The organism is bacterium (genome assembly GCA_024742285.1).
GTDB lineage: Bacteria > Myxococcota_A > UBA9160 > UBA9160 > UBA4427 > UBA4427.
The window spans coordinates 31,622-56,381 of sequence record JANSYR010000024.1 but is presented as its reverse complement, the minus strand read 5'-3'; the positions used below and the strand labels follow the sequence as shown (position 1 = coordinate 56,381).

At 70.0% G+C, this 24,760-nt stretch carries 17 protein-coding genes; 5 read left to right on the top strand and 12 right to left on the bottom strand.

Annotation, left to right across the window (positions count from 1 at the left end):
• Positions 1-299: acetate--CoA ligase family protein (locus tag NXI30_27695; protein MCR9098021.1), on the bottom strand; the 299-nt coding region annotated here is incomplete at its 3' end.
• A gap of 97 nt (positions 300-396) precedes the next feature.
• On the opposite strand from NXI30_27695, the gene NXI30_27690 reads away from it, so the two are divergent.
• On the top strand, positions 397-1,878 hold the full coding sequence (locus NXI30_27690) for an alanine:cation symporter family protein (protein ID MCR9098020.1): 1,482 nt from the start codon (positions 397-399) through the stop codon (positions 1,876-1,878).
• Between the two features lie 142 nt (positions 1,879-2,020).
• Here the strand turns inward: NXI30_27690 and NXI30_27685 are convergent, their stop codons facing one another.
• Positions 2,021-2,890 carry a hypothetical protein gene (locus NXI30_27685; GenBank protein ID MCR9098019.1) on the bottom strand — a complete coding sequence of 290 codons (870 nt, stop codon included), beginning with the start codon at positions 2,888-2,890 and terminating at the stop codon, positions 2,021-2,023.
• Positions 2,891-3,105: 215 nt separating this feature from the next.
• On the opposite strand from NXI30_27685, the gene NXI30_27680 reads away from it, so the two are divergent.
• Together NXI30_27680 and NXI30_27675 are read left to right on the top strand one after the other, a co-directional pair.
• Positions 3,106-3,984, top strand: coding sequence for an LLM class flavin-dependent oxidoreductase (locus NXI30_27680; GenBank protein ID MCR9098018.1), 879 nt, complete (start codon positions 3,106-3,108; stop codon positions 3,982-3,984).
• Between the two features lie 4 nt (positions 3,985-3,988).
• Positions 3,989-5,062, top strand: a complete 1,074-nt coding sequence (locus NXI30_27675; protein ID MCR9098017.1) for an alkene reductase — start codon at positions 3,989-3,991, stop codon at positions 5,060-5,062.
• Positions 5,063-5,092: 30 nt separating this feature from the next.
• Here NXI30_27675 and NXI30_27670 read toward each other — a convergent pair whose 3' ends face one another.
• Genes NXI30_27670 through NXI30_27660 form a run of 3 tightly spaced genes read right to left on the bottom strand, consistent with a single transcriptional unit; the run spans position 5,093 to position 8,304 of the window.
• A complete protein-coding gene (locus NXI30_27670; protein MCR9098016.1) occupies positions 5,093-5,965 on the bottom strand; it encodes a ThuA domain-containing protein in 873 nt (290 codons plus the stop codon).
• Complete coding sequence (locus tag NXI30_27665; protein MCR9098015.1) at positions 5,965-7,089, bottom strand: Gfo/Idh/MocA family oxidoreductase; 1,125 nt, start codon at positions 7,087-7,089, stop codon at positions 5,965-5,967. Before NXI30_27665 ends, NXI30_27670 begins: the two co-directional genes overlap by 1 nt.
• 3 nt (positions 7,090-7,092) lie before the next feature.
• Positions 7,093-8,304, bottom strand: coding sequence for a sugar phosphate isomerase/epimerase (locus NXI30_27660; GenBank protein ID MCR9098014.1), 1,212 nt, complete (start codon positions 8,302-8,304; stop codon positions 7,093-7,095).
• A 281-nt stretch (positions 8,305-8,585) separates the two neighbouring features.
• Here NXI30_27660 and NXI30_27655 point away from each other — a divergent pair, with 281 nt between their 5' ends.
• Positions 8,586-10,601, top strand: a complete 2,016-nt coding sequence (locus tag NXI30_27655) for a DUF3604 domain-containing protein (protein ID MCR9098013.1) — start codon at positions 8,586-8,588, stop codon at positions 10,599-10,601.
• A gap of 7 nt (positions 10,602-10,608) precedes the next feature.
• On the opposite strand, the gene NXI30_27650 is transcribed toward NXI30_27655, so the two are convergent.
• From NXI30_27650 to ettA, 5 genes are all read right to left on the bottom strand, one after another.
• On the bottom strand, positions 10,609-12,111 hold the full coding sequence (locus NXI30_27650; GenBank protein ID MCR9098012.1) for an FAD-dependent oxidoreductase: 1,503 nt from the start codon (positions 12,109-12,111) through the stop codon (positions 10,609-10,611).
• Positions 12,112-12,160: 49 nt separating this feature from the next.
• Entirely contained in the window at positions 12,161-12,940 is a 780-nt protein-coding gene (locus tag NXI30_27645) for an SDR family oxidoreductase (protein ID MCR9098011.1), read from the bottom strand.
• A 240-nt stretch (positions 12,941-13,180) separates the two neighbouring features.
• A complete protein-coding gene (locus tag NXI30_27640) occupies positions 13,181-13,849 on the bottom strand; it encodes a TetR/AcrR family transcriptional regulator (protein MCR9098010.1) in 669 nt (222 codons plus the stop codon).
• A gap of 223 nt (positions 13,850-14,072) precedes the next feature.
• The gene (locus NXI30_27635) at positions 14,073-15,773 is read right to left on the bottom strand and encodes an NAD-binding protein (protein MCR9098009.1); all 1,701 of its coding nucleotides are present in this window, start codon (positions 15,771-15,773) and stop codon (positions 14,073-14,075) included.
• Positions 15,770-17,443: an energy-dependent translational throttle protein EttA gene (gene ettA / locus NXI30_27630; protein ID MCR9098008.1), complete on the bottom strand. Its 1,674-nt coding sequence runs from the start codon at positions 17,441-17,443 to the stop codon at positions 15,770-15,772. Before ettA ends, NXI30_27635 begins: the two co-directional genes overlap by 4 nt.
• Before the next feature lie 120 nt (positions 17,444-17,563).
• Between ettA and NXI30_27625 the strand changes: the two genes are divergently transcribed.
• Positions 17,564-19,021 (top strand): hypothetical protein, encoded by a 1,458-nt coding sequence (locus tag NXI30_27625; GenBank protein ID MCR9098007.1) that lies wholly within the window; start codon positions 17,564-17,566, stop codon positions 19,019-19,021.
• Positions 19,022-19,107: 86 nt separating this feature from the next.
• Here NXI30_27625 and NXI30_27620 read toward each other — a convergent pair whose 3' ends face one another.
• Together NXI30_27620 and NXI30_27615 are read right to left on the bottom strand one after the other, a co-directional pair.
• The gene (locus NXI30_27620; protein MCR9098006.1) at positions 19,108-19,995 is read right to left on the bottom strand and encodes an NAD(P)-dependent oxidoreductase; all 888 of its coding nucleotides are present in this window, start codon (positions 19,993-19,995) and stop codon (positions 19,108-19,110) included.
• 53 nt (positions 19,996-20,048) lie between these two features.
• Positions 20,049-24,746 carry a DEAD/DEAH box helicase gene (locus tag NXI30_27615; GenBank protein MCR9098005.1) on the bottom strand — a complete coding sequence of 1,566 codons (4,698 nt, stop codon included), beginning with the start codon at positions 24,744-24,746 and terminating at the stop codon, positions 20,049-20,051.
• Positions 24,747-24,760 lie beyond the last annotated feature (14 nt).

Genomic DNA, 24,760 nt, shown 5'->3' with positions numbered 1-24,760 from the left:
ACCTCGCCGTCCTCGGGACGCGCCGCCGCCAACAGCTCCTCGGCCTGGGCCTCCACCGTCGCCGCGTCGCCGAGCCCGACGCGAACCAGCCCCCGCTCGGTCTTGTGGGCAATCCCGTCGCCGGCCAGCTTGAGCACGACCGGGAATCCGATCTCCGCCGCCGCGGCCGCGGCGGCCGCCGGGTCTTCGACCAGCCGCTCCTGGGGCAGCACGACGCCGTAGGCGCCGACGATCTCCTTCGAAGCGTGTTCGGAGAGGGTCTGGGAATCGGGCTGCGAAGAGATGTCGGGTTCACGCATGGCGGGCAGAGACTACTCGACCCCCGAACGGGCCACAAAACCTCCAGGGACTCGCAACAAGCTACGCATCTGCCCGGAATCGCGTATGATTCCAGCCATGCCGAACGACGCAGCGCCCGCCTCCGAGAGCCTTTTCTCCCTCGCCGAGACGGTCTTCAAGGAATGGGTCGTCGACCCGATCAGCGCGACGATCTTCTTCGACCTCGCCTTCTGGGACAACGCCGCCGGAGACTCGATCCAGATCCCGGCGGTCGTCGCTTGGCTGATCGCCGGCGCCCTCTTCTTCACGGTTCGCTTCCACTTCGTGAACCTCCGCGGGTTCCGCCACGGGGTCGACTGCGTACGCGGCGTCTACTCGAACCCCGGCGAGTCGGGGGAGATCAGCCATTTCCAGGCGCTCTCCGCCGCCCTCTCCGCGACCGTGGGGCTCGGCAACATCGCAGGGGTCGCCTTCGCCGTCGGGATCGGGGGCCCCGGCGCCGTCCTGTGGATGATCGTGGGCGGCTTCCTCGGCATGAGCTCGAAGTTCGCCGAGTGCACCCTCGGCCAGAAGTACCGGACGATCGACGCGCAGGGGCACGTGACGGGCGGACCGATGATCTACCTGCGCGACGGGCTGGCCGAGCGCGGTCTCGCCGGACTCGGACGCGTGCTCTCGGTCGTGTTCGCCGTGATGTGCATCGGCGCGAGCTTCGGCGGCGGCAACATGTTCCAGGCGAATCAGGCCTACGCGCTCGTCCATCAGGAGATCCCGATCCTGTCGTCGTCGATCGGCATGGTCGTGTTCGGCCTCGTGCTCGTCGCCTTCGTCGCCCTCGTGATCATCGGCGGCATCCGGCGCATCGGCGAGGTCGCCGCCGTGCTCGTTCCGGGCATGTGTGCGCTCTACATGGTCTGCGGACTACTGATCCTGCTGACCCACGCCTCGTCGATTCCGCACGCGATCGGCGTGATCGTCGGCGATGCGTTCAGCTTCGAGGCCGGGCTCGGGGGCTTCGTCGGCACGCTGATCCAGGGCTTCCGACGCGCCGGGTTCTCGAATGAGGCGGGCGTCGGCTCCGCCGCGATCGCCCACTCGGCCGCGCGAACCGAAGAGCCGATCCGCGAGGGCATGGTCGCGCTGCTCGAGCCCTTCATCGACACGATGCTCGTGTGTACGACGACCGCGCTCGTGATCGTCGTGACCGGGACCTGGAACGATCCGAATGCCGGCGCAGGAATCGAGATGACCGCCACCGCCTTCGAGACCGTCTTTCCCTGGTTCCCGAAGATCCTGACCGTCGTCGCCGTGCTCTTCGCCTTCAGCACGATGATCTCATGGAGCTACTACGGCGAGCGATCCTGGAAGTTCCTCTTCGGAAGCGACTCGATCCTCGCCTACCAGGTGCTCTTCCTCGCGTTCACGTTCGGAGGCGTGGTCTTCCGGAACGCGACCGTCGTGCTCGATTTCGGCGACCTGATGATCCTCGGCATGGCCTTCCCGAACATCGCCGGGGTCGTCCTGCTCGCCCCGATCGTGAAGGCCGAGCTCGACCGCTATCTCGCGAAGCTCGCCGCCGGCGAGTTCCCGCGACACTGACGCGGGGCGGCGCCACCACTTTGAACGGAGGCACCGGGTCCCGAACGACGAAGCGCCGCGTCCGACGAGGTCGGAACGCGGCGCTTCGGTCTTCCGGGGGCGCGCCCACTCGCTCGTGGAGCGCGACCGGAGGACTGCGGATTCAGGGCGCGATGTCGGCGACCGGCGCCGGCGCGGCGACCTCGGTCTTCACCGTGATCACGGCCTCCTTCGAGAACTTCACGCGACCGGACTTGCCGAGCGCCCCACCCATCGGCTGCGGGCCGTATTCGGGGTGCATCCGCGTGGACATCGCCGTTCCGGTCTCGGTCCCGTAGAAGTAGGCCCCGACGAGCGGGTAGTCGCCTTCGGTGACCGGCGCGCGCAGCGTGAAGATCACCTTCGCTCGCGACCACTTGTCCTGGTCCGCGCTCGACTGGACGCCGTCGACGTTCACGAACGTGACGTCCCGTCCCTCGCGCTCCGGGCGGCGCTCGATCCACTGCGTCTGCGGGCCCTTGGGTCCGAGGATCGTGGGTGCGCCGACGACCTCCCAACCGAGGGCCGAGGCGGGCTTCGCGAAGAAGCGGTGCGGGCGGTCGACGAGTCCGATGCCGACCGACGGGCCCGCGCCCCCCGTCACCTTCACGGTGACCTGGAACGTCTCCCCGGGCGCGACCGAGGGCGGGAACTCGAGGGCGATCGTCGAGTTGCGATCGACGGCAGAGAGGAGCTCGACGAGCTTGGCGCGCTCGGCCTCGGGAATCTCGGCGTAGTTGCCTGCGCCCGACAGGATCGCGGCGTAGTGCTTCGTCTCCGGGAGCTCGACCTTGGCCCGGTCCCCGAGCCCCGAGAGATCCGTCTCGGCGGTCGAGGCGTGGCAGGCCGCGCAGTAGGGTCCCACGTCGGTCTGGAAGTCCGGCGTCCCGCCCGGGTAGGCCTGGGCGGACGCCGCGAAGGCGAGGCTCGCCAGGGCCGAGAGGGTCGCACCCAGGATCGGGCGCGCGGTGGATCGATTGCGTCGTGCGGTCATGAGCATCCTCGTCGTCGTCACGATGTCGACGGCCGGGGATCGCACTGGCGGGTGCACCGGCCGAAAGGAGTGCCTCCTCATCGACAGAACGCCCCGGGGATTTGAGCCCCGGATCCCGCTCCGACGCAGGATCGGGCTCCGAACCCGCGCTAGGGTTCGCCCGCCCGGCGCGGATCTGGCCGGAGCGTGCATATTTTCTCGGAGGATCGGAAACGATGGAGCTCGGCAAGATCGGTGTCTGGGGCTGGCTGGACCACTGGACCGCTCAGGAAGCGGCAGATTTCGCGCAGCGCGCGGAGGACTGGGGCTACAGCGCACTCTGGATCCCCGAGGCCGTCGGCCGCGATCCCTTCTCGCTGATCGGCTACCTGGTGGCGAAGACCGAGCGGATGATCTTCGCGACGGGGATCGCGAACATCTACGCGCGCGACCCCATGGGCATGAAGGCGATCTGGAAGACGATCTCCGAGATGGCGCCCAACCGGTTCATCCTGGGCCTCGGCGTCTCGCACGCCCACCTCGTCTCCGGGCAGCGCGGACACGAGTACAAGAAGCCCGTGTCGACGATGCGCGCGTACCTCGAGGCGATGGACGGCGCGCTCTACATGGGCAAGCAGCCCGAGGTCGACGCCCCGATCGTGATCGGTGCGCTGCGCGACAAGATGCTCGGCCTCTCGGCGACCCTGGCCCAGGGCGCCCACCCCTACAACGTGGTCCCCGCGCACACGAAGCGCGCTCGGGAGGTCATGGGACCGGACGCCCTGCTCTGCCCCGAGCACATGGTGCTCCACGAGACGGATGCGACGAAGGCGCGCGAGATCGCCCGCAACAACCTCAAGATGTACATCGGGCTGCCCAACTACCAGAACAATCTGAAGCAGTTCGGCTTCACGGATGCCGACTTCGCCGCCGGCGGCTCCGATGCCCTCGTCGATGCGCTCGTCTGCTGGGGCGAGCCCGACGAGATCGCGGCCCACATGCAGGCGCATCTCGACGCCGGCGCGAACCAGGTCTGCATCCAGGCTTTCCGCGCCGATGGCGGACTCGGGCCCGACGAAGCGCTCCTCCAGGAACTCGCCCGGCTGCTGGGCTAGCACGATGGCGGATCTCTTCTCGCCGACGAAGCTCGGGCGTCTCGAGCTGGCCAATCGCGTCGTGATGGCCCCGATGACCCGCTCGCGGGCCACGAACGACGGGACGCCTACGGACGCGATGGCCGAATACTACCGCCAGCGCGCGAGCGCCGGCCTGATCGTCTCGGAGGGCATCTACCCGTCCGAAGACGGCAAGGGCTACTGCCGGACACCCGGGCTCGTCTCGGCCGCCCACGTCGCCGGATGGAAGCAGGTCACGGATGCCGTCCACGAGGCCGGCGGCACGATCGTCGCCCAGATCATGCATTGCGGCCGGGTCGGTCACCTCGACAACAAGCAGCCGGGTACCGAGCTGGTCTCGCCGTCCGGCATCCGCGCCCGCGGCGACATGTTCACGGACACCGCCGGCATGCAGCCGATCTCCGAGACCCGCGCCCTCACCCTCGACGAGATCCCCGGCGTCGTCGCCGAGTTCGCGCGCGCCACCGAGCTCGCCTACGAGGCGGGCTTCGACGGCGTCGAAGCCCACTGCGCGAGCGGCTACCTCCCGGCACAGTTCCTGTCGACGGGCCCGAACCAGCGTGACGACGCGTACGGCGGGGCGGTCGAGAACCGGATCCGCTTCGCCGTCGAGGCGATCGAAGCGATGGCGAGCATCGACGGCGCCGATCGCGTCGGCTTCCGCATCTGCCCGGGCAATCCCTTCAACGACCTCGTCGACGAGGATCCGGTCGAGACGTTCCGGGCCTTCCTCGGGGCGCTCCGCGGCAAGGGGCTCGCCTACTGCCACGTGATCCGACTGAACTCGATCCCGAACGCCCCGGACATCGACAACGCTGCCCTCGCCGGCGACGCCTTCGGCGAGGCGCTGATCGCGAACGACAGCTACGACCTCTCCGAAGCGAGACAGGCCGTCGAGGACGGCTCGGCGGACGCGATCAGCTTCGCCCGGGCGTACATCGGCAATCCGGATCTCGTCGAGCGTTTCAAGACGGGCGCCGAGCTCTCCCGCTTCAACCCGAAGCAGCTCTACAGCGAGGGGCCCGAGGGCTACACGGACTACCCGACGCTCGGCTGAGGCGACCGGCGCGTCGGGCGCCGCCGCGGATCAGGGCGCGGGGATCCGACAGCCTTCCGGGGGCGTGCTTCGCGTCCATGCGATCGCCTGCTCCAGCAGCCGGACGTGGAGCGGCTCGCGATACGCCTCGGCCTGGTGACCGAGGGCGGAGTAGACCGCGCGTCCGCGACCGATGCAGTGGCTCCAGACGATCGGATGGTCTTCGCCCATCCGCAGGTCGCGATCGATGAACGCGATCTTCATGCGCGGCGCGTAGGTCGATTCGTCGAGGGTCGCGAGGACCTCGACTCCGGGCCCGCGCGGACTCTTCTCGAAGGAGTACCACTCCTCGACGCGGGACCACGCCGGATCGATCCCCGCCATCACGGGATGGTCCCTCGCTTCGACCCGGATCGTGCCCTGCTGGAATTGTGGGCCCATCGGGTGCCCCATGAACTGGGCGCGGACGAGCGTCCCGGGATGCTCGGGCCATTCGTAGCTCGGGTCGCCGCCGGTGCCGTGGATGCCGAAGAATCCAGTGCCCGCCTCGATCGCGGCGAGCAGCGCCCCCCGCTGATCCTCGGACAGCACGTCTCCGCTCACGTTGAACCAGACGATCACGTCGAAGCGCGCGAGCAGTTCGGGCGTGTGGATCGCCCCGTTCTCCGTCGCGAACACGTCGAGCCCCTGCGCCCTCGCGATCTCCTCGAGGACGGGCAGGCCCGCGTCGATCGCCTCCGTGTGTCGGAATCCGTTCGTCTTGCTGAACACGAGCATCGCCGGGTGCCCGAGATCCTCCGGGAGCGCCGGCGGCAGCTCGTCGTGGTCCGACGAGGGAAAGAAGACGCGCAGGGAGTCGCAGCCCGAAGCGACCACCATCGCGGCGGCGAGCAGGAGCGTCAGGAGGGAAACGCGGACGCGCATCAGATCTTCTCCCACCGGCGGTTCGCGCTCGATCGCTCGATCGCGTCCAGGACGCGCTGGTTCGTCACGCCGTCCCGGAAGTTCGGCGAAGGAAGCGTATCCGCATCGATCGCGCGGAGCAGATCGAGCACCGTGTGCGTGAAGGTATGCTCGTACCCCAGGATATGCCCGGGCGGCCACCAGGCATCGACGTAGGGGTGCGACTCGTCGGTCGCCAGGACCGTCCGGAAGCCCGAGTCCGGACCGTCTTCCGTGTAGACCTCGAGCTCGTTCATGCGTTCGAGATCGAAGACCAGGCTGCCCCGGCTGCCGTTGATCTCGAAGCGGTTGTGGTTCTTCCGACCGGGACAGAAGCGCGACCCCTCGACCGAGCCGATCGCGCCGCCCGCGAAGCGCAGGAGGGTGAGCGCGGCGTCGTCCACGTCGACGACGCCGCGGCCGCTTCCGTCTTCGAGGGGCCGCTCGTCGACGAAGGTCTCGAGCAGCCCCGAAACCTCCTCGATCTCGCCGACCAGGTAGCGCGCGAGATCGAGGGAATGACTCGCGATGTCGCCGAGGGCGCCGCTGCCCGCTCGCGCCTTCTCGAGGCGCCAGACGCGGGGAAACTCGGGATCGACGATCCAGTCCTGGAGATAGACGCCCCGGAATTGGCGGATCTCCCCGATCTCTCCCGCCTCGATCATCCGCTTCGCGAGGGCGACCGCCGGCGCACGCCGGTAGTTGTGGCAGAGCATGTGGAGTACGCCGGCGTGCTCCACCGCAGCGACCATGGACTCGGCCTCGGCGACCGTATTGGCGAGGGGCTTTTCGCAGAACACGACCTTGCCCGCCTCCGCCGCGGCGATCGCCATCTCCGCGTGGGCGTCGCCGGGCGTGCAGATGTCGACGACGTCGATGTCCGGCCGCGCGACGATCTCACGCCAATCCGTCGCGCTCTCGGCGAAACCGAAGCGGTCCGCGGCGATCGCCGTCGCCTCGGCATCCCGCCCGCAGACGACCTTCATCACCGGGTCCACCGGCGGTGAGCAGAAGGCCCGGACTTGCCGCCAGGCGTTGGCGTGCGCTCGGCCCATGAACCGGGTTCCGATCATCGCCACGTTGACGCTCGAGGGGGCGCTCGACATGGATCAGCTCCGGTAGGCCTGCCGCCCGACGCCCTGGACCGGAATCCCCTGAGCGGGCAGCACTTCGTGCTGGAGGGCGAACATCGCCGCAGCAGCCTGGTCGATCCGCCGGGTGAACTCGATCGAGCCCTTCAGGATCGGCGCGAGGGCCTCGCGGTCCTGGACGCGCGCGGGCCCGTACTCGTGCTCGACGATCAGTGGCGCCTTCTCGAAGTCGAGCTCGAGGAGCTCGCGGGCCGCGAGCTGATGGTCGAGCCAGTCGACGCTTCGATTCGTCAGGTACGCGAGCGGGTCGTGGCGCGCGGTCCCGGGCAGCTCGTGCTCGCAGATCGCCGTCTGCTTCTTCCACGCGTTGACCTGGTCGGCCGGATCTTCCGAGGGCTCGCCGCCCGCGTGATCCCCTCGGCCGAAGGTCTGCCCGCCGTAGCCCCAACCGGCGAGGCCCTTCGGATCGACGACCTGCCCCTTCACGTGGAAGCCGTCGATCAGGAACGCATAGCCCTCGTCCTTCAGGTACTGGAAGATCGCGCGGGTGTCCTGCCCCATCAGGATCGCATGGGACGGGTCGTAGTGGATGCGCAGCGGGTCGCCGACGCCGTGACGTTCGCAGATCCGGTGGAGCTCGATCCAGGCCGCCGGCGTGTACGCGATGTTGTTGTGGAACGAATCGTCGAGGGTCCACCCGGGCATCGGACACTGCTCGATCCGGTAGACGAGTCCGCGTGCCTTCGCTTCCTGGAGGAGCGGGACGAAGCTCTCCTCGAAGTCGATCAGGTTCTGCTCGATCGTCCGGCCGGGATGCCTGCCGACGAAGCCGCAGACCGCGGGCGTTTCGAGGAGGACCGCCGCGTCGAAGACGCGCAGCATGAAGTCCATCTTCTTCCGGCGGGTCGCCGGATCCCCGTGGAGCATGTTGTCGAAGAACGCGACGTCTGCGATCTCGACGCCCGTCTGCCTCACGGCGGACAGGATCCGGTCCGCCCGTGAGCGGTCGAGGGGCGCACGCAGGTCGAGCGTATTCGCGACCGGGTCGAGCATCGCCTCCGGCGGGACGTCCGCCTCGTCCGGGTGGAGCGCCGAAGAGAGCTGGATCGAATCCGCAGCGACCTCGGCGGCGAAGGCGAGCCACTCCTCGACGGCGAGATCCGGATCGGCGTCGCGCTTCTCCCGCGGCGTGAGCTCCTGGAGCGCCGCCGTGAGCACGCCCACCTGCATCGCCCGAGGCGCAAATCCTCCCCTCGCCGTCTCGCCTGCCACGCACGTCCTCCCGATTGCGATGCGTCCCCGCACGGGTCGCGCGATCTTCGTCCATCCGGCCGGTCTTGGCGACCCGACGCAGCACGCCCGTCGGTCCCGCGCAGGAATCCCGACCGCTCGGGCGGCATCGCTCCGGGGCGTGAAGTAGCGTCCCGGGCGTTCGCCCGACGAGGCGACCGAAGCGGCTCCGCGCAGGGCGCGGCGCCGTCCGACTTCCTCGCTCGCCAGAGAGGTCCTGCATGCGCCGTGTCGCGCTCCTCCTCGGTGTCGCCCTCGGCGCCGCGCTCCTGATCGTCTTTGCCCTCGGTCTCTTCGCCCTCTCCTTCGTCGGAGACGAGACGGATCGCGCGAGCATGCTCGCGATCCTCGCGGACCCGGGCGACTCCGCGCCGCCCTCCTTCGTCCCCGCGGAGTCGGGCGAGCGGCCCTACGCGATCACCGAAGCCCGGGAGCCCTGCGACGACTACCGACCCGAGCGCCGCCCGCTCTTCGGCGATCTCCACGTGCACACCGCACGCTCCCAGGACGCTTCGACCCAGGACACCCGGACCTCCCCGGCCGACGCCTATCGCTTCGCGCGCGGCGAGGCGATCGGAATCCAGCCCTATACGGACGACGGGCGCCCGATGCGGCGCGTCCAGCTCGAGCGCCCCCTCGACTTCGCCGGCGTCACCGACCACGCCGAACAGATCGGCGAGGTCCACATCTGCAATACGCCCGGCTTCGAGGGCTACGACTCGATTCCGTGCCGCGTCTACCGCGCCGCGCCCCGGGTCGCCTTCTTCTGGTTCAACGGCACCTACTCGATGGGCGGCACGCGCTGGGCCTTCTGCGGCGAGGACAACGTCGACTGTCTGGCCGCCGCCGAGGTCGTCTGGTCGGAGCATCGCGCGGCCGCCGAGCAGGCCTACGACCGCTCCTCGTCCTGTGCCTTCACGAGCCTCGTCGCCTACGAGTGGACCGCGGCACCGAAGGCGGCCCACCTCCACCGCAACGTGATCTTCCGCAACGAGTTCGTCCCGCGCGTCCCCGTGAGCACGATCGAAACCGGCCCCTTCGCGATCGAGCTGTGGCGTTGGCTCGACGAGGCCTGCCGCGACGGGATCCCCGGCTGCCAGGCGATCACGATTCCCCACAACACGAACTGGAGCGGCGGCACGGCCTTCCGCTCGGGGATCGAGATCGAACGCGAGATCACCGCCGAAGAGGCGCCGATCCGCGCGCGCTACGAGCGGCTCGTCGAGATGATGCAGCACAAGGGCGAGTCCGAGTGCGCGCTCTTCCCCGGCGTGACCGACGAAGGCTGCGGCTTCGAGAAGGCCGCGAACCACATGGGCGCGATCGCGCCGATCCCGATGGACTACACGCGGACCGCCCTCGCCCACGGCCTCGAGCTCGAGGCGGAGCTCGGCGTGAACCCACTCGCCTTCGGCCAGATCGGCAGCACGGATACCCACCTCGGGACCCCCGGCCTCGTCGCCGAACGCGGCCATCCGGGGCACGGGGGCGCCGGCCTCCCGGGCAACGAGGTCTTCGACACGCCGGGGCCGCCGGACGTCCTCGCGCTCAACCCGGGCGGGCTCGCGGTCGCCTGGGCCGAGGAGAACACGCGCGATGCGGTGTTCTCCGCTTTCGACCGGCGCGAGACCTACGCCACGAGCGGCACCCGGCCCACGCTTCGCCTCTTCGGCGGATGGGACTTCCAAGCCGACCTGTGCGAGGCCCCGAACCTGGCCGCGAAAGGCTACGCCCGCGGCGTGCCGATGGGCAGCGACCTTCCGACGCCGCCGCCGGGCGCCGACGCGCCGCGCTTCCTCGTCGCGGCCGACCGCGACGCGCACGAGAGCGGCGCGGACCTGGACCGGATCGAGATCGTGAAGGGATGGGTCGCCGACGGCGCGACCTTTGAAACCGTGCTCACCGTCGTCGGCGGCGACGGCGACGCCTCCGTCGACACGGCGACCTGCGCGCGAACGGGAAGCGGCCGCGCGAGTCTGTGCACCGTCTGGACCGATCCGGACTTCGACCCGGACGTCCGCGCCTTCTACTACGCCCGGCTGCGCGAGGTCCCGAGCTGCCGCTGGACCCAATGGGCCTGCGTCGACGCCCGGGTCGACTGCGACGCCGGCACCGTGCCGGCAGGCTACGCGTACTGCTGTACCGACGAGGTTCCTCAGACGATCCAGGAACGCGCGTGGTCCTCCCCGATCTGGTACACGCCCGCCGCGGCGACGGCCGACGTCGCCCTGCGCTAGTCCTGCGTCAGGCCGGCGTCTGCTTCGCGGCCCGGTCCGCCGCGTGGAGGCCGGCCTTGCGGCCGAAGAAGGTGCAGTCGCCCAGGGACATACCGGAGCTGTAGTCGAGGGCGGATCGCGGAAGACCGCAGGCCGTGCGCCCCGCCGCATAGAGACCCGGAATCGAAGCCCCCTCACCGTCGAGGACCTCGCCGTCGACGGTCACGTGGAGGCCGCCGAGGGTGAAGTACGGGTAGAAGGCCTCGCCCACGTGGATCGCCAGCGCCGCAAAGGGCGGCTCGTCCAGAGGTTTCAGCCAGTCCGGCTGCTTGTGGAAGAGCGGATCCTCGCCCTTCGCCGCGAAGTGGTTGAACCGCTCGACGGTCTCGACGAGCGTCCCTTCGACGAGGCCGAGCTCGGACTCGACCTCGCCCCAGCTCTCGCCGACCGCCGCGATCTCCCAGCGTGACAGTTCGGTCGGTTGCGAGTAGATCGAATCGTCGACGAGGAGGTGGATCTTCTTCCCCGTCTGGCGGATGCAGTGATACGCGACCCGCCCCGGGTAGGCGTCCTCGTTGATGAAGCGCGTGCCCTGCTCGTTGACGAGGATCCCCTTCACGTTCTCCTGCGGCGGATACAGCGTGAACGTCGTGAAGAGCTCGTCCATGTGGATCGCGACGCCGCCGACGCTCGTCCCCATCGTGATCCCCGACCCGTCGTCGTAGCCGCCGGAGAGCGCGTCGTCCGCGAGCTCCTTCACGATCGGCGCGTGCTGCTCGAGCATCTCGCGATTGAGCACGAAGCCCCCGGCGCAGAGCACCACACCGCCGGCGGCGCGAACGAAGAGCGTCCGCCCCTCACGCTGGACGACCGCCCCCACCACGCTCCCCTCTTCCGCCTGCACGAGGGCGAGCACCCGGCTGTCGTAGTACGCCTCGACGCCCAGCTCCTTCGCCCGGCGCGCGAGGGCCTCGGTCAGGATGAAGCCGCCCGTCTCCCCGGTCGCTTCGGGCAGGTGCCCCCGCGGACACGGCTTCGCCTCTTCGCGATAGGGCCAGGCGAACTCGCTCCCGGAGAGGATCAGGCAGTCCCCGGTTCCCGGCATCATCGTCTTGCCCGGGATGAACGTGTTCCGATACGGCACTCCGACGGATTTCAGCCAGCCGTAGTGATCGAGGGCCCCGTCCGCGTAGGCGCGGGTCCGCGCTTCGTCCGCGTCGCGCCCCCCCGCCATCATCATGTAGCGGAAGAAATCGTCGGTCTCGTCTTCGAATCCGTTCTCGCGCTGGGCGGGGGTCCCGCCGTTGCCACCGAGATAGATATCGCCCCCGGCCATCGCGCTCGTTCCGCCGAAGCCGGACGCGACCTCGAAGAGCAGGACCTTCGCGCCCGCCTCCGCCGCCTCGATCGCGGCGGATCCTCCGGAGGCCCCGAAGCCCACGACGCACACGTCGCACTCGAGATCCCAACCGGGGACCTCGCGCTCGGGACAGGGACGGGACGGCGACCAGCGCGCCTCGGAATCCGACATCGAAACCTCCTGCAGGCCTTCGAACGATAGCCGCGCGAGCGCGCGGCCCCTAGGCCATGAACTCGCCGCCGTTGCAGTTGAGGTTCGCCCCGGTCACGACCGCCGAGAGGTCCGACGCGAAGAAGAGCGCCGCGTTCGCGCAGTCCGAGTCGTCCGGGATGTGTCCGATCGGGATGTCCTTCACGATGTCCGCGATCACGTCCGCTTCGGAGATCCCCTGGGCCTTCGCCATCATCTTGACGTGCCCCTCGACCGGCGGCCCCCACATCCAGCCCATCGCGACCGAGTTCACGCGAATGCCGTACGCCCCGAGCTCTTTTGCGAGCATGCGGGTCGCGACGCTGAGCGCGCCCTTCGAGGAGCCATAGGCGCCCTGCATCGGGAGCGGCTTGCGCTCGACCATCGTGTTGATGTTCACGATCGCGCCCTTGCCCTGCTTCTTCATGACCGGCACGACCTGCTGGGTCAGCGCGAGCGATCCGAAGACGTTCACCTCCATGGTCTTCCGCCAATCGTCGAGGTCCGCGTCCTCGAAGCTGCAGAAGGTCCCGCCGGAATAGGCGCTGTTGATCAGCGCATCGATCCGCCCGAAGCGCTCGACGGTCTTCTCGACGAGGTTCGCCGTGTCCTCCGACTTCGTGATGTCGGTCGGGACGACCAGCGTCTCGGCGCCGGTCTTCGCGACCTCGGCGTCGACCTCGTCGAGGAACGACCGGGTCCGTGCGGCGAGGACGACCTTCGCGCCCTCGCGTCCCGCGTTGATCGCGAGCTCCTGACCGAGTCCGGGGCCGATGCCCGAGACGATGACGACCTTGTCCTGCAGAATCATGCGAAGCGCTCCCGCTCGAGACCGCGGTCAGGGCGCGGGATTGCGACCGGCGCGCGGCGGACCGCGAGCTTGGCGCACTCGACCGGGCGCGTCGATCGCAGCGAACGCGTCGGCCCACCCGGAGATGCGGGACCCGGGTGGGCCGCAGATCCCGACGCTACGACCGAACGTCGAGACCCCTCGCGTTCCCACGCCTTCCCTCGCCGCGGCGCGACGCGAGGGCGCGGGTGGAATCGTCGGCTACGCGCTCACACCGAGGGCCGGCAGCAACCGCCGGCGGAGCATTCCCCGGAGCTCCGCCTCGGAGAGCTCGTCCTGCGGAGGCACCGTCAGATACGACAGGACGGATCGCGCGATCAGCTCGTAGGCCTCGTGGGTGTCGCGCTCGCTCCAGCCGAGCTGGCGGGCGATCGGTGCGAGGCCTTCGACGCCGCGCGAGACGAAGGCCGGGTCGAAGACGGAGCGCAGCATGGCCTGCGGGTAGTCCCGCGAGGCCCAGGCGGTGCGCAGCAACGGGTTGTGGCGAATCGTCTGGAGCGCGGCCATCACCGCGTCCACGAGCAGATCCGGCGCCTCGCCCTGCCCCTGGAAGGCCAGGATCTGCCCCTCGAGCAGGTCACGCCCGCCCCGCATCAGCGTCGCGCGGACGAGCTCCCGCGCGTTCGGGAAGTAGCGATAGACGGTCTGGCGGGTGATCCCCGCCTCCTCGGCCACACTCGTCATCGAGACCGCGTCGAACCCGTCTCGGACGATCAGCTGGGCGGTGGCGTCCATCAAACGATGTCGTGTGGCCGCGCGCTTTCCGGTGAAGGCCTCGGGATTCGACCGGGAGGCCGCCATCCGGGGTCGGATCGGCGTCACGTTCTGAAGAGTGTGGATCGGGGTCGGGGGGGTCGAGGGACTGGACATGAGCGGGCCTCCAGGAGCAGCTCGTCAGGTCTCCGGCGGAATCCATGCGCCCCGGGGAAACACCTGATGGGCTTTCATTGAAAGTGAACGCGTGTCGCACGCTTCTCAATTGGCAATATTGCCTACACCCTGCGCGTTTCTGTCGCGCAATCGCGCATCGTGAGCTCTAGACGGCACAAGTGGCCCTCTGACCCGCTCGACCGCGATCTTCGTGACCCGGCGTTCAGCGTGGGGTGAGCCCGAGGAAGCGCTGCCGCTGTTCGCTCGTCCCGATCATCACGAGCTCTCCCCCCTCGGGAAGAACCGTCCCCGCGGCCGGATTGGGCGTGAGCGCCCCGTTCGCCCGGATCCCGATCACGTTCAGCCCCGTGGAGGACCCGATCTCGCTGTCGGCCAGGGGCCGGCCCACGAGCTTCGGCGGGATCGGCTCGACGAAGAGCTCCGTGCCCTCGCCCACGACGACGAGCTCCCGCCCGAGGATGATCGAGATGAGGGTCTGCACCGCGAGCGAGGCGCGGGAGAGCGCGAAGTCGGCGCCCGCCCGGTGGATCGCCTCGAGGTTCCAGTCGTGGCTGATGCGGCTCACGATGTGGCCGTCGCTCGAGAGGCCGCGGCAGTAGACCGCGAGGAAGATGTTGGTCTCGTCGGAGTTCGTCGTCAGCACGACCGACGGCGCTTCTTCGATCCCTGCGGCCTTGACCGTCTGCAGGTTCGCCGCGTCACCGATCACGACGCGATCGGCGACCTTCGAGAGCTCGTCGCGCAGGGACGGGTCGCTGTCGAGGATCGTGACCTTCGCGCCCCGGCTGCGGAGGGCTTCCGAGACGGCCCGGCCGACGGTGCCCCCGCCGATCACGAGCACCGGCGTATCGGTCTCCTGATAGATGACGAAGAGCGCGTCGAGGTCGGTGACCTGCTCGTCGGTGCCGACGACGACGGGCACGCTGTGCTCGTGAAGCACCGTGTCGGGTCCGGCGGGCTCGAGACGCCCGCGCTCCCAGATGCCCACGACGTTGAGACCGGTCAGGCGACGCAGATTCGTGTCGCGGATGGTCCGACCGACGAGCGCGGTTCCGTGGATCGGGAACTCCGCGATGATCAGGTCCTCGAAACGGCCGATCCGATGGGCGGTCTGGATGCCCGCGGTCACGCGGGTCGCGAGCTGTTCGCCGAGGCGTTGTTTGAGCGGGATGACGCGGTTCGCTCCGGCGAGCTCGAGAACGTCCACCGAGTCGTGGTGGCCCGCAAAGGCGACGATCGGCACGTCCGGCGCGAACTGCCGAACGGTGATCGCGATCGCGGAATTCTCGGTGTCCGAGCGGTTCGCGAGAACGAGACGCGCGCGGTCCGCGCGGACGCGGACGTAGGTCTCTCGAAGATCGCGCCGACCAGCGACGACGTTCAACCCGTCGACGTGGAGGGAAGCCGCTTCGGTCACGTCGGGCTCGAGGATCACGTACGGGATCGCGAGCTCCTCCAGCCGTTCGACGAGTCCCTGCGCGATCACGTCGTAGCCGCAGATGATGACGTGCCCCTCGGCCTCCTTCGGGAGCTTGCGCGGCGCGCGCATGCGGATCTGCGCCTCGAGCCAGGGCGCGTAGAACCAGCGAATGAACGCGAAGGGGGCCACGATCAGCAGCATCACGATCCCGTAGAGGAGGACGACGACGCTGAAGGCGCGGCCGAGATCGCTCTCGAAGGTGATGTCGCCGAAGCCCAGGGTGCTCATCGTCGTGAGCGTCCAGTAGAACCCCGTGACCCAGGAGTACTCGCGTCCCTCCGTCCCCATGATGACGTGAAAGAGGGCGGAGAAGACGGCGATCGTCGCCGCGAGCAGCAGGACGAAGCGGAAGAGCGCGCCGAGGTTCGTCTTCACCTCGCCGTCGTCGAGGACCTCCGCCAGCTGGGACGGGATGAACTTCAAGCGTCGATCCGCCGGTACTTGATCCGCGTCGGCGTGTCGGCGTCGGCACCGAGCCGCCGCTTGCGATCCGCTTCGTAGTCCTGGTAGTTGCCCTCGAACCACTCGACGTGGGAGTCGCCCTCGAAGGCGAGGATGTGGGTCGCGATCCGGTCGAGGAACCAGCGATCATGGCTGATCACGACCGCGCAGCCCGGGAAGTCGACGAGCGCGTCTTCCAGCGCGCGGAGCGTGTCCACGTCGAGATCGTTCGTCGGCTCGTCCAGGAGCAAGACGTTGCCGCCGGTCCGCAGGAGCAGCGCGAGGTTCACGCGGTTGCGCTCGCCCCCGGAGAGCGAGCCGACGAGCTTCTGCTGGTCCGGCCCCTTGAAATTGAAGCTCGAGACCCATGCGCGGGACGGGACCTCGCGGCTCCCGATCATGATCTTCTCGTCGCCACCGGAGATCACCTCCCAGACGGTCTTGTCGGGCTCGAGCTCTTTCCGCTCCTGGTCGACGTACGAGAGATGGACCGTCTCCCCGAGGCTGAGATCACCGTCGTCCGGCTTCTCCTCCCCCGCGATCATCTTGAAGAGCGTCGTCTTGCCGGCGCCGTTCGCGCCGATGATGCCGACGATTCCGCCGGGCGGGAGCTGGAACGAGAGTTCGTCGATCAGGAGCTTCTCGCCGAAGGCCTTCCGGATGTGGTCGGCGACGACGACCTTGTCGCCGAGGCGCTGCGGAACCGGAATCGCGATCTCGACCTTCTCCGGCGCCCGTTCGCCGCCCTCCTTGACCAGCTCCTCGTAGGCGTTGATCCGCGCCTTGCCCTTCGCCTGCCGGGCGCGGGGACTCATCTTGATCCACTCGAGCTCGCGACTGAGCGTGCGCGCCCGGGCGCCGGCCTGCTTCTCCTCGACCTCGAAGCGCTTGTTCTTCTGCTCGAGCCAGGACGAGTAGTTCCCCTGCCACGGGATCCCCCGCCCGCGATCGAGTTCGAGGATCCAGCCCGCCACGTTGTCGAGGAAGTAGCGGTCATGGGTGATCGCCACGACGGTCCCGGGGTATTCCTGCAGGAAACGTTCGAGCCAGGCGACGCTCTCGGCGTCCAGATGGTTCGTGGGCTCGTCGAGGAGCAGCATGTCGGGCTTCGAGAGCAGGAGTCGGCAGAGCGCCACCCGGCGCTTCTCGCCGCCCGACAGCGTGGCCACGTCGGCCTCTCCGGGCGGACACCGCAACGCCTCCATCGCGACGTCGAGGGTCCGGTCGATCTCCCATGCATCGGCGGCGTCGATCTGGTCCTGCAGCTTCCCCTGCTTCTCGAGGAGCGCGTTCATCTCGTCGTCGCTCATCTCCTCGCCGAACTTCATCGACAGCTCGTTGAACTCGTCGAGCAGGCCGCGAATCTCGGCGACGCCCTCCTCCACGTTTCCGAGCACGTCCTTGTCCGGATCGAGCTCGGGCTCCTGCGGCAGGTAGCCGACGCGCAATCCCTTCGCGGGCTTCGCTTCGCCCATGATGTCGTCGTCGACGCCGGCCATGATCCGGAGGAGCGTGCTCTTGCCGGCGCCATTCGCGCCGAGCACGCCGATCTTGGCACCGGGCAGGAACGACAGCGTGATGCCGTCGAGGATCGTGCGATCCCCGATGACCTTGCGCAGGTCGTTCATGGTGTAGACGAATTCGTGAGCCAACGGTCGGAACCCCCCGGAATCTGGACGGAGGAGACGATAGCAGCCCGCCCCGGCCCGCTCTGCGCGCGCCTGAACCGGTGGTAGAATCGCGCTCCCCCATCCCGCCACCGACTCGCCAAGATGGACCCGCTCCGGATGCACCGCTCCCGGCCGCCTCGGCCGACCGAAACGCGCCTCGTCCGCTGCCTGCTCGCAGCGTGCATGCTGATGGCGATCGCGGGCTGTACGCGCGACGACGTCCTGGTGCTCGCGAGGCGTGGCGACGCCGCGTCCGTCGCGATCGCCCGTCACTACGCGGATCACCTGGGGCTCGGCGCCGAGCAGGTCCTGGAGCTGACTCTGACGATTCCGCTCGGCGCCCCGACGCTCGACGTCGAGACCTATCGCGTCGAGATCGCGGAAGCGATCGAGCGTCACCTCGTCCTCACCGGATCGACGAACGACGTCCTGCGCCTCGTCACGACGCGCGGCCTGCCCCTCGAAGTCGAGGACTGCGGGGACGAAGCGAAGGGCTGCCGCCGGGCCGCCCTCGACGCCGCCCTCGCCCAGCTCGGGCGCGTTCCCGAAGCGCGCGTCTTCGATCGCGCGCCGAATCCCTATTTCCGGTCGACCGAGCCCTTCGACGCGTTCCGCGACCAGAACGAATCCTCGGCCCTCCGCTTTCTCGTCACGCGGTTGACGGCCTCCCACGCCGAAGGCCAGTCCCCCGACAGCGTGCCGCGCCTCCTCGCAGACGCCCTCGCCCGCGAGGCGCGCGCCGAAGACGCCGAGCCGCCGACCTGGCACGTCGCCGGACCGGGCCCCGGGAACGAGCGGCCGCCCGCGAGTCGCCTCCTCCTCGACCCGATCGCCGCGCGGCTGCCGGACTTCGGCCACCGCGTCTGCGAGGGCTGCGGCGCCCAGACCGCGACGGGACTCGTGCTCGCGCGTGACGGCGTCTTCGACCCGCTCCCTCGACTCGAAGGTCCGGGTCTCGTCATCTCCCTCGTCGGTCATGCGCCGCGAGCGAAGAAGCGCGGCGAATCCCCGTTCGCGCGAATGGTCGATCGCTGGCTCGCGCGCGGCGCGACGGGGCTCTCGCTCCACCTCGACGATCCCTTCCTGGCCGAGGTCGCTCGACCCGACGTACAGATCGAGGCCTGGGCCCGCGGGCGGACCGCGGCCGAGGCCCACTATGCGAGCCTGCCCCAGCTCGGGGGACGGCACGTCTTCGTCGGCGACGGCGCTCGTGCGTTGCCGGCCACGGAGCTGCCCGAGGCGCTCGACGGCGATCGCGACGGCGACGGGATCGTGGACCCGCAGGACAACTGTCCCGCCGACGCGAATCCCGATCAGCGCGACACGAACGAGGACGGGTTCGGGAACGTGTGCGACGCGGACGTCGACGACGACGGCGACGTGGACACGAGTCTCGGCCAGATCTACCCCGTCGATGCCCGCGGCGATCTCGAGGCCGTGACCCTGACCGCGCGCAACGGCCCCTACGATCCGGATCACGACCTCGATGGCGACGGGCGCGTCGACGAGCACGACCTGCTGCGGGTCCAGCTCGCGCTCTCCCGCCCGCCGGGACGCTGAGGCCGCCGGGACGCGAAGCGAAGTCGGGCCGACCGCGTGCGCTGCGCGAGCCTCGCGACGTCCGTCCCGGCGGGTCGCCGCTCGCGCTAGGCCTTCTCGGAGTCCGGATCCGCTCTGAGCGCCAGGATCAGGCTCGACGTGTCGAGTCGACCGCCCCCGCGACGCTGGACCTCCGCGTAGCGCGCATCGACCTCCTCGGTGATGGGGAGCGGTGCACCCACGCGGGAGGCCTCCTCGATCGCCATGCCGAGGTCCTTCCGCATCCAGTCGACGGCGAAGCCGAAGTCGAACTCGCCGGCGAGCATCGTCTTCGCGCGGTTCTCCATCTGCCAGGAGCCCGCGGCGCCGGCCGAGATCACGTCGACGACCGCCTCGGTGTCGAGGCCGACGCGCTGGGCGAACTCGAGACCCTCCGACAGGGCCTGGACCAGGCCGCCGATGCAGATCTGGTTGACCATCTTCGCGAGCTGTCCGTGGCCGGCCGGACCGAGGAGGCGGTGCTTGCGCGCATAGTGATCGAGGACGGGCGCGACGCGGGCGTAGCTCTCCTCGCTCCCCCCGATCATGATGGTGAGGACGCCGTTTTCCGCCCCCGCCTGCCCGCCGGAGACCGGCGCGTCGAGCCACCCGAGGCCCCGGGACGCGGCCTCGCCGGCGAGCTCCCTCGCCAGGGTCGCGCTCGCCGTCGTGTGATCGACGAAGACCGCCCCCGACGCCATCGCGTCGAACGCTCCGGCCTCGCCCACGGTGATCGCGCGCAGGTCGGGATCCGCTCCGGAGCACGCGAAGACGATCTGCGCGCCGCGCGCCGCCTCCGCCGGACTCGAAGCGACGTCGCCCCCATACGTCTCGCGCCAGGCATCGGCGCGCGACGACGTGCGGTTGTAGACCGTGACGTCGAGCCCTGCGCGCGCGAGGTGACCGGCCATGGGAAACCCCATCACGCCCAGGCAGAGAAAGGCCACGCGCTCGATCGGTGGTGTCCGTGGTGTCCGTGGTGTCGGCGCTCCGGCCTCCGCGTTCGTCGTCATCGCAACTCCAGCTGCCCGGTCGGCGGCCCGGGATCGGTCGCCCGGGTCTGCTTCTCGTTTCCGCTCGCGCGACGCCGTCGGCGCCCACGCCCCGACTCCGGTGCCCGCGCCCCGGCCTTCCGCGCCCCCTTCCGTCGCCGCGCGTCCGCGTCCTTCGGTGTCGACGCCGCGACGCGAGCGCTCTCGGTCTCCGCGAGCGCCTCCGGCAGGCCGTCCACGAAGACGACCTCCCGGGTCCGCACGGCAGGCACCCGCGCGCCGGGCGTCAGGATCCCGACCAGATTCAGCGGATCGCTCCCGCAGACCCGGACGCGATCGCCCTCTCGCGGTTTGCGCCGGACCCGGGCGAGGGCCTCGACCGCCTCGGGGAGCGCGAACTGCTCACCGGTGAAGCCCGACACGAAACGGCCGCCGCGAATCGCGCCGCGCGCTTCGAGCCGCCGGAAGGCCCAGACCACTTCGCGCCATGGCACGCCCAGGTGCTCGCGGGCCACGACGTCCCGGAAGACCACACCCCACCGCACCAGCAGCTGCTCCGCGACCGCCTCGGCGAGCGCGTCGACATCGTCGGCCTCCTCGCGTCGCGGCACGAGACTCCAACGCCCTTCCGCCCCCGACGTCGCCCCGGCGGCGAGCCCCCGCCGCAGCCCGCGCTTCGCGCGCTGCTCCGCGCGGGTCCGCTTGGTCGCCTCCCGCGACCCGAGGAGCGAACGCAGGGCCTGGAATCCGTCGGCCCCGACCCGTCCTCGCGCCACGAGATCCCAGAGCGCCGCCTCGACCTCGACCGGCCGCGCGCCGAGTTCGGCGACGAGCTCCGCGTGGAACAGTGCGCCGCGCCTGCGAAGGAGCGCCTCGATCCGATCCGCCAGGGGCCCGGGCTCGGCCGGCGTCTCGCCCGGATCCTCGGGCTCTGGAGCCTCGCCCTTGCGATGGGCCTGCAGCAGCCAGGGAAGATCGTCGCGAAGCACGAGGGAGAGGGGCGTCGAGCGGCTCGTCGCCCGGGCCTTGCGCTCCGACTCGTCGTCCTCGCTCGAGTCTTCCGGCGGCGCGATCCGCAGCCAGGAGACCCGGCCCGAGAGACAGTGCGGATCGAGCCAGTCGGGTCGGTAGTCGCGAACGCGCGCCGCGAGGACTTCGCTCTCCCAGGCCCCCGCCGCGAGATCGAATCCCTGCAGCTGCTCGATCACTTCGGCGACGCCGGGCGCCCCCTCGCGCTGGCTGCCCTTCGCCACGTGCTGCCACTCGAAGAGGAAGCGCAGGAAGTCCTGGGCGGTCGCCGGCTCGACGCTCGCCCGCAGTCTCGCCTGGGAGTCGCTGTGGATGCGCGCGAGCAGGCGGCGCGCGCAGAACTGCTCCGGGCCCTCGCCGGGCCCCGTGCGCTCGAAGCGCCCGCGCAGCACGAAGCCCTCCGCCTCGAGCGCGGCGAGTCCCATCTCGATGAGCCCGGTTCGCACGGAGAGCCGCGCCGCGAGGGTGGCCGCATCGATCGGCCCGGTCGTCTCGAGATGCCCGCGCAGGACGTGGGCGATCGCCGCTCCTTCGTCGAGCGCCTCGGCGCCCGACCGCGCGATCGCGCCCTCGACGTCGAAGCCGCTCGCCCGGGCCGCCCGGGAATGGAGCGCCGACGCCCACGCGGCGCGTTCGGTCGCCACCCAGTAGTGGACCGGCCCCGAAGCGAGCTGGGCGTTACGCCCCGCCCCGTCTCGCAGCCCCGCCCTGTCCTCGAGGTCGCAGACCTCGAAAGCAAAGCCGCGCCCGGTCGCTTCGAGCACGCGGAACCAGCCGGCCCAGCGTTCGTCCGCGCGCCAGAGCCCGGCGCCGAGAAGCAGGTCGTGGAGCTCGTCGGGGTCCCTCGGATCCGGAGTCGCCTGCTCGCGGGCGCGTGCGATCGCATCGGCGTCGAGCCGCGTGAGATCCCGCTCCTCGACGGGCAGGCCCCGCCGCATCCGGACTGCCCGCGTCCGCCGCTCCTCGAGCGGCGCGTCGTCGAGATAGGTGAAGGGCTTGCCGTTCAGGATCTCGTGGCCGAGCACCGACGGCTCGGTCGTGTCGACGCAGAGGATCTCGCAGCGCCCGTCGCGCATCCGCTCGATCAGATCCTTCAGCCCCTCCACGTCCATTGCCTCGTGGAGGCAGTCGTGGAGCGTCTGTCGAACCAGGACGTGGTCCGGGATCTCGATCGGCCCGGCGACGTTCTCCTGACAGGCGGCCGCTTGCGGAAAGACCGCCGCCATCAGGTCGTCACTCTCCATCCGCTGGATCGGCGGCGGATTCTTCTTTCCGCCTCGAAATCGCAGGACCGTGAGGGCCCGGTTCAGGTTCCAGCGCCAGCGCGCCGTGAAGATCGGCAGCGGCAGCACGGCCTGGCTGAGTGTCTCCTCGATTCCGGTCGTCGACAGGAAGAAGGGAACGTCGGACAGGGGAAAGCTGTGGTGCGGCCCCAGGGACAACACCATCGCGTCGTCGTTCGCCGCCGCCTGCAGCTCGAAGTTGAAGCTCTTGCAGAACTTCTTGCGCAGCGCGAGACAGAGCGCGCGATTCAGCCGCCCGCCCCGCGGCGTATGGATCACGAGCTGCATCCCGCCGGCGTCGTCGAAGAAGCGCTCGAGGACGATCCGGTCCTTCGTGGGCAGGCCCCCGAGCGCCGTGCGCGCGACGCCGAGGTAGCGCGCGATCTGGACGGCCGCATCGGTCGCGATCCCGCACTCCGTCTCGATCCACGCGACGACCTCCGCCTCGTCGTGGTCCTCGAAGACCGGTTCGAGGTCGGCGCGCAGGGCGGACACTTCGTCCGAGAGTTCCTCGGTTCGCGCGGGGGCCTCGCCGGCCCAGAACGGCACGTTCGGCGTCGCGCCCTCGGCGTCGACGACGCGCAGCTTCCCCGCCTCGACGCGGCGAATGCGCCAGGTCGAGCTGCCGAGCAGGAACACGTCGCCGGGCAGGCTCTCGATCGCGAAGTCTTCGCCGACGGTGCCGATGAAGGTCTCGTCGGGGTCCGCGATCACGCGGTAGTCGGCGACGTCCGGGATCGCACCACCGGAGGTGAGCGCCGCGAGCCGAGCCCCCCGACGTGCCCGGAGCTGACCGCCGATCCGGTCGCGATGGACGTAGGCCGCACGCCGGCCGCGGCCGGTCTCGATCCCCTCGGAGACGAGCTCGACGACCTCGTCGAAGGTCTCGCGCGTGAGCCCTTCGAAGGGCGCCGCCCGGGCGCAGAGCGCGAAGAGGTCCTCCTCCTTCCAGGGCTCCGCCGCGCACGCGGCGACGATCTGCTGGGCGAGGATGTCGAGGGGCGCCACCGGCGGGAGCACGCGGTCGAGGCGACCGTTGCGGATCCCTCGGATCAGACCGGCGCACTCGACGAGCTCGTCCCGAGTGAGCGGATAGAGGCGGCCTTTGGGCGTGCCGCCGCGGAAGTGGCCGGAGCGACCGACGCGTTGGAGGAACGTCGCGATCGAGCGTGGGGAGCCGATCTGGCAGACGAGCTCGACGGGGCCCACGTCGATCCCGAGCTCGAGACTCGCCGTGGCGACCAGGGCGCGGAGCCGGCCCTCACGAAGCGCCGTCTCGACGCGCAGACGCCGGTTGCGGGAGAGGCTCCCGTGATGGGCCGCGACGCTCTCCTCTCCTCCGACCGAAGAGAGCCGGTCGGCGAGCTGGTGGGCAAGACGCTCGGCCATGCGGCGCGTGTTCACGAAGACGAGGGTCGTCTGGTGGTGTTCGACCTGCTCGGCGATCGAGTCGAGGACCTCGCCCATCTGCTCGCCGGAGGCGACGGCTTCGAGCTCGCTCCCGGGCAGGACGAGCTCGAGGTCGAGGGCGCGCTTGTGGCCCTCGTCCACGATCGTGCACTTCGGTCGGCCGTCGGGGCGCGTGCGATCGCCACCGACGCCGACGAGCAGCTTCGCCACGAGCTCGATCGGTTTCTGGGTCGCCGAGAGCCCGACGCGCGTCGGCCGCTCGTCACAGAGGGCGTCGAGCCGCTCGAGCGAGAGCGCCAGATGGGATCCCCGCTTGTCGCGGGCCATCGCGTGGATCTCATCGACGATCACGGTCCGGACCGGCCGCAGGATCTCGCGCCCCCGCTCCGACGTGAGCAGCAGGTACAGCGACTCCGGCGTCGTCACCAGGATCTGCGGCGGCTTCTTGAGCATCGCCGCCCGGGCGGACGCCGGCGTGTCGCCACTCCGCATGCCCACGCGGATCTCCGGCGGCACCACGCCCATCGACCGCGCCACGTCCCCGATCTCCGCCAGCGGCGTCTCGAGGTTCTGCTGGATGTCCGCGGCGAGCGCCTTCAGCGGCGAGACGTAGAGCACCTCCACCCCCGTCGGCCGCTCGACCCCCTTCTGCCCCCGCGGCACCGGCGGCCCCCCATCGAGCCGGAACGGCGCGTCGCTCTCGGCGCCCGAGTCCACCGCCTTGCCACATCCTGTCCTCGCGCCCTCCCGGGCGCGAAAACGAAAGAAGCCGTCGATGCAGACCAGGAACGCCGCGAGGGTCTTGCCCGTGCCGGTCGGCGCCGCGATCAGCGTATCCTCGCGCCGACGGATCGCGGGCCAACCGCCGGCCTGCGGCTCGGACGGCCCCTGCGGAAAGCGCCCCTCGAACCAACGCTTCACCGCGGGGTGGAAGTCGGCGAGGGCGCCAGCGTGATCGACGGTGGACCGCGGATCCTTCCCCTGCGCGTCCATGCTCCCCCCTCCGT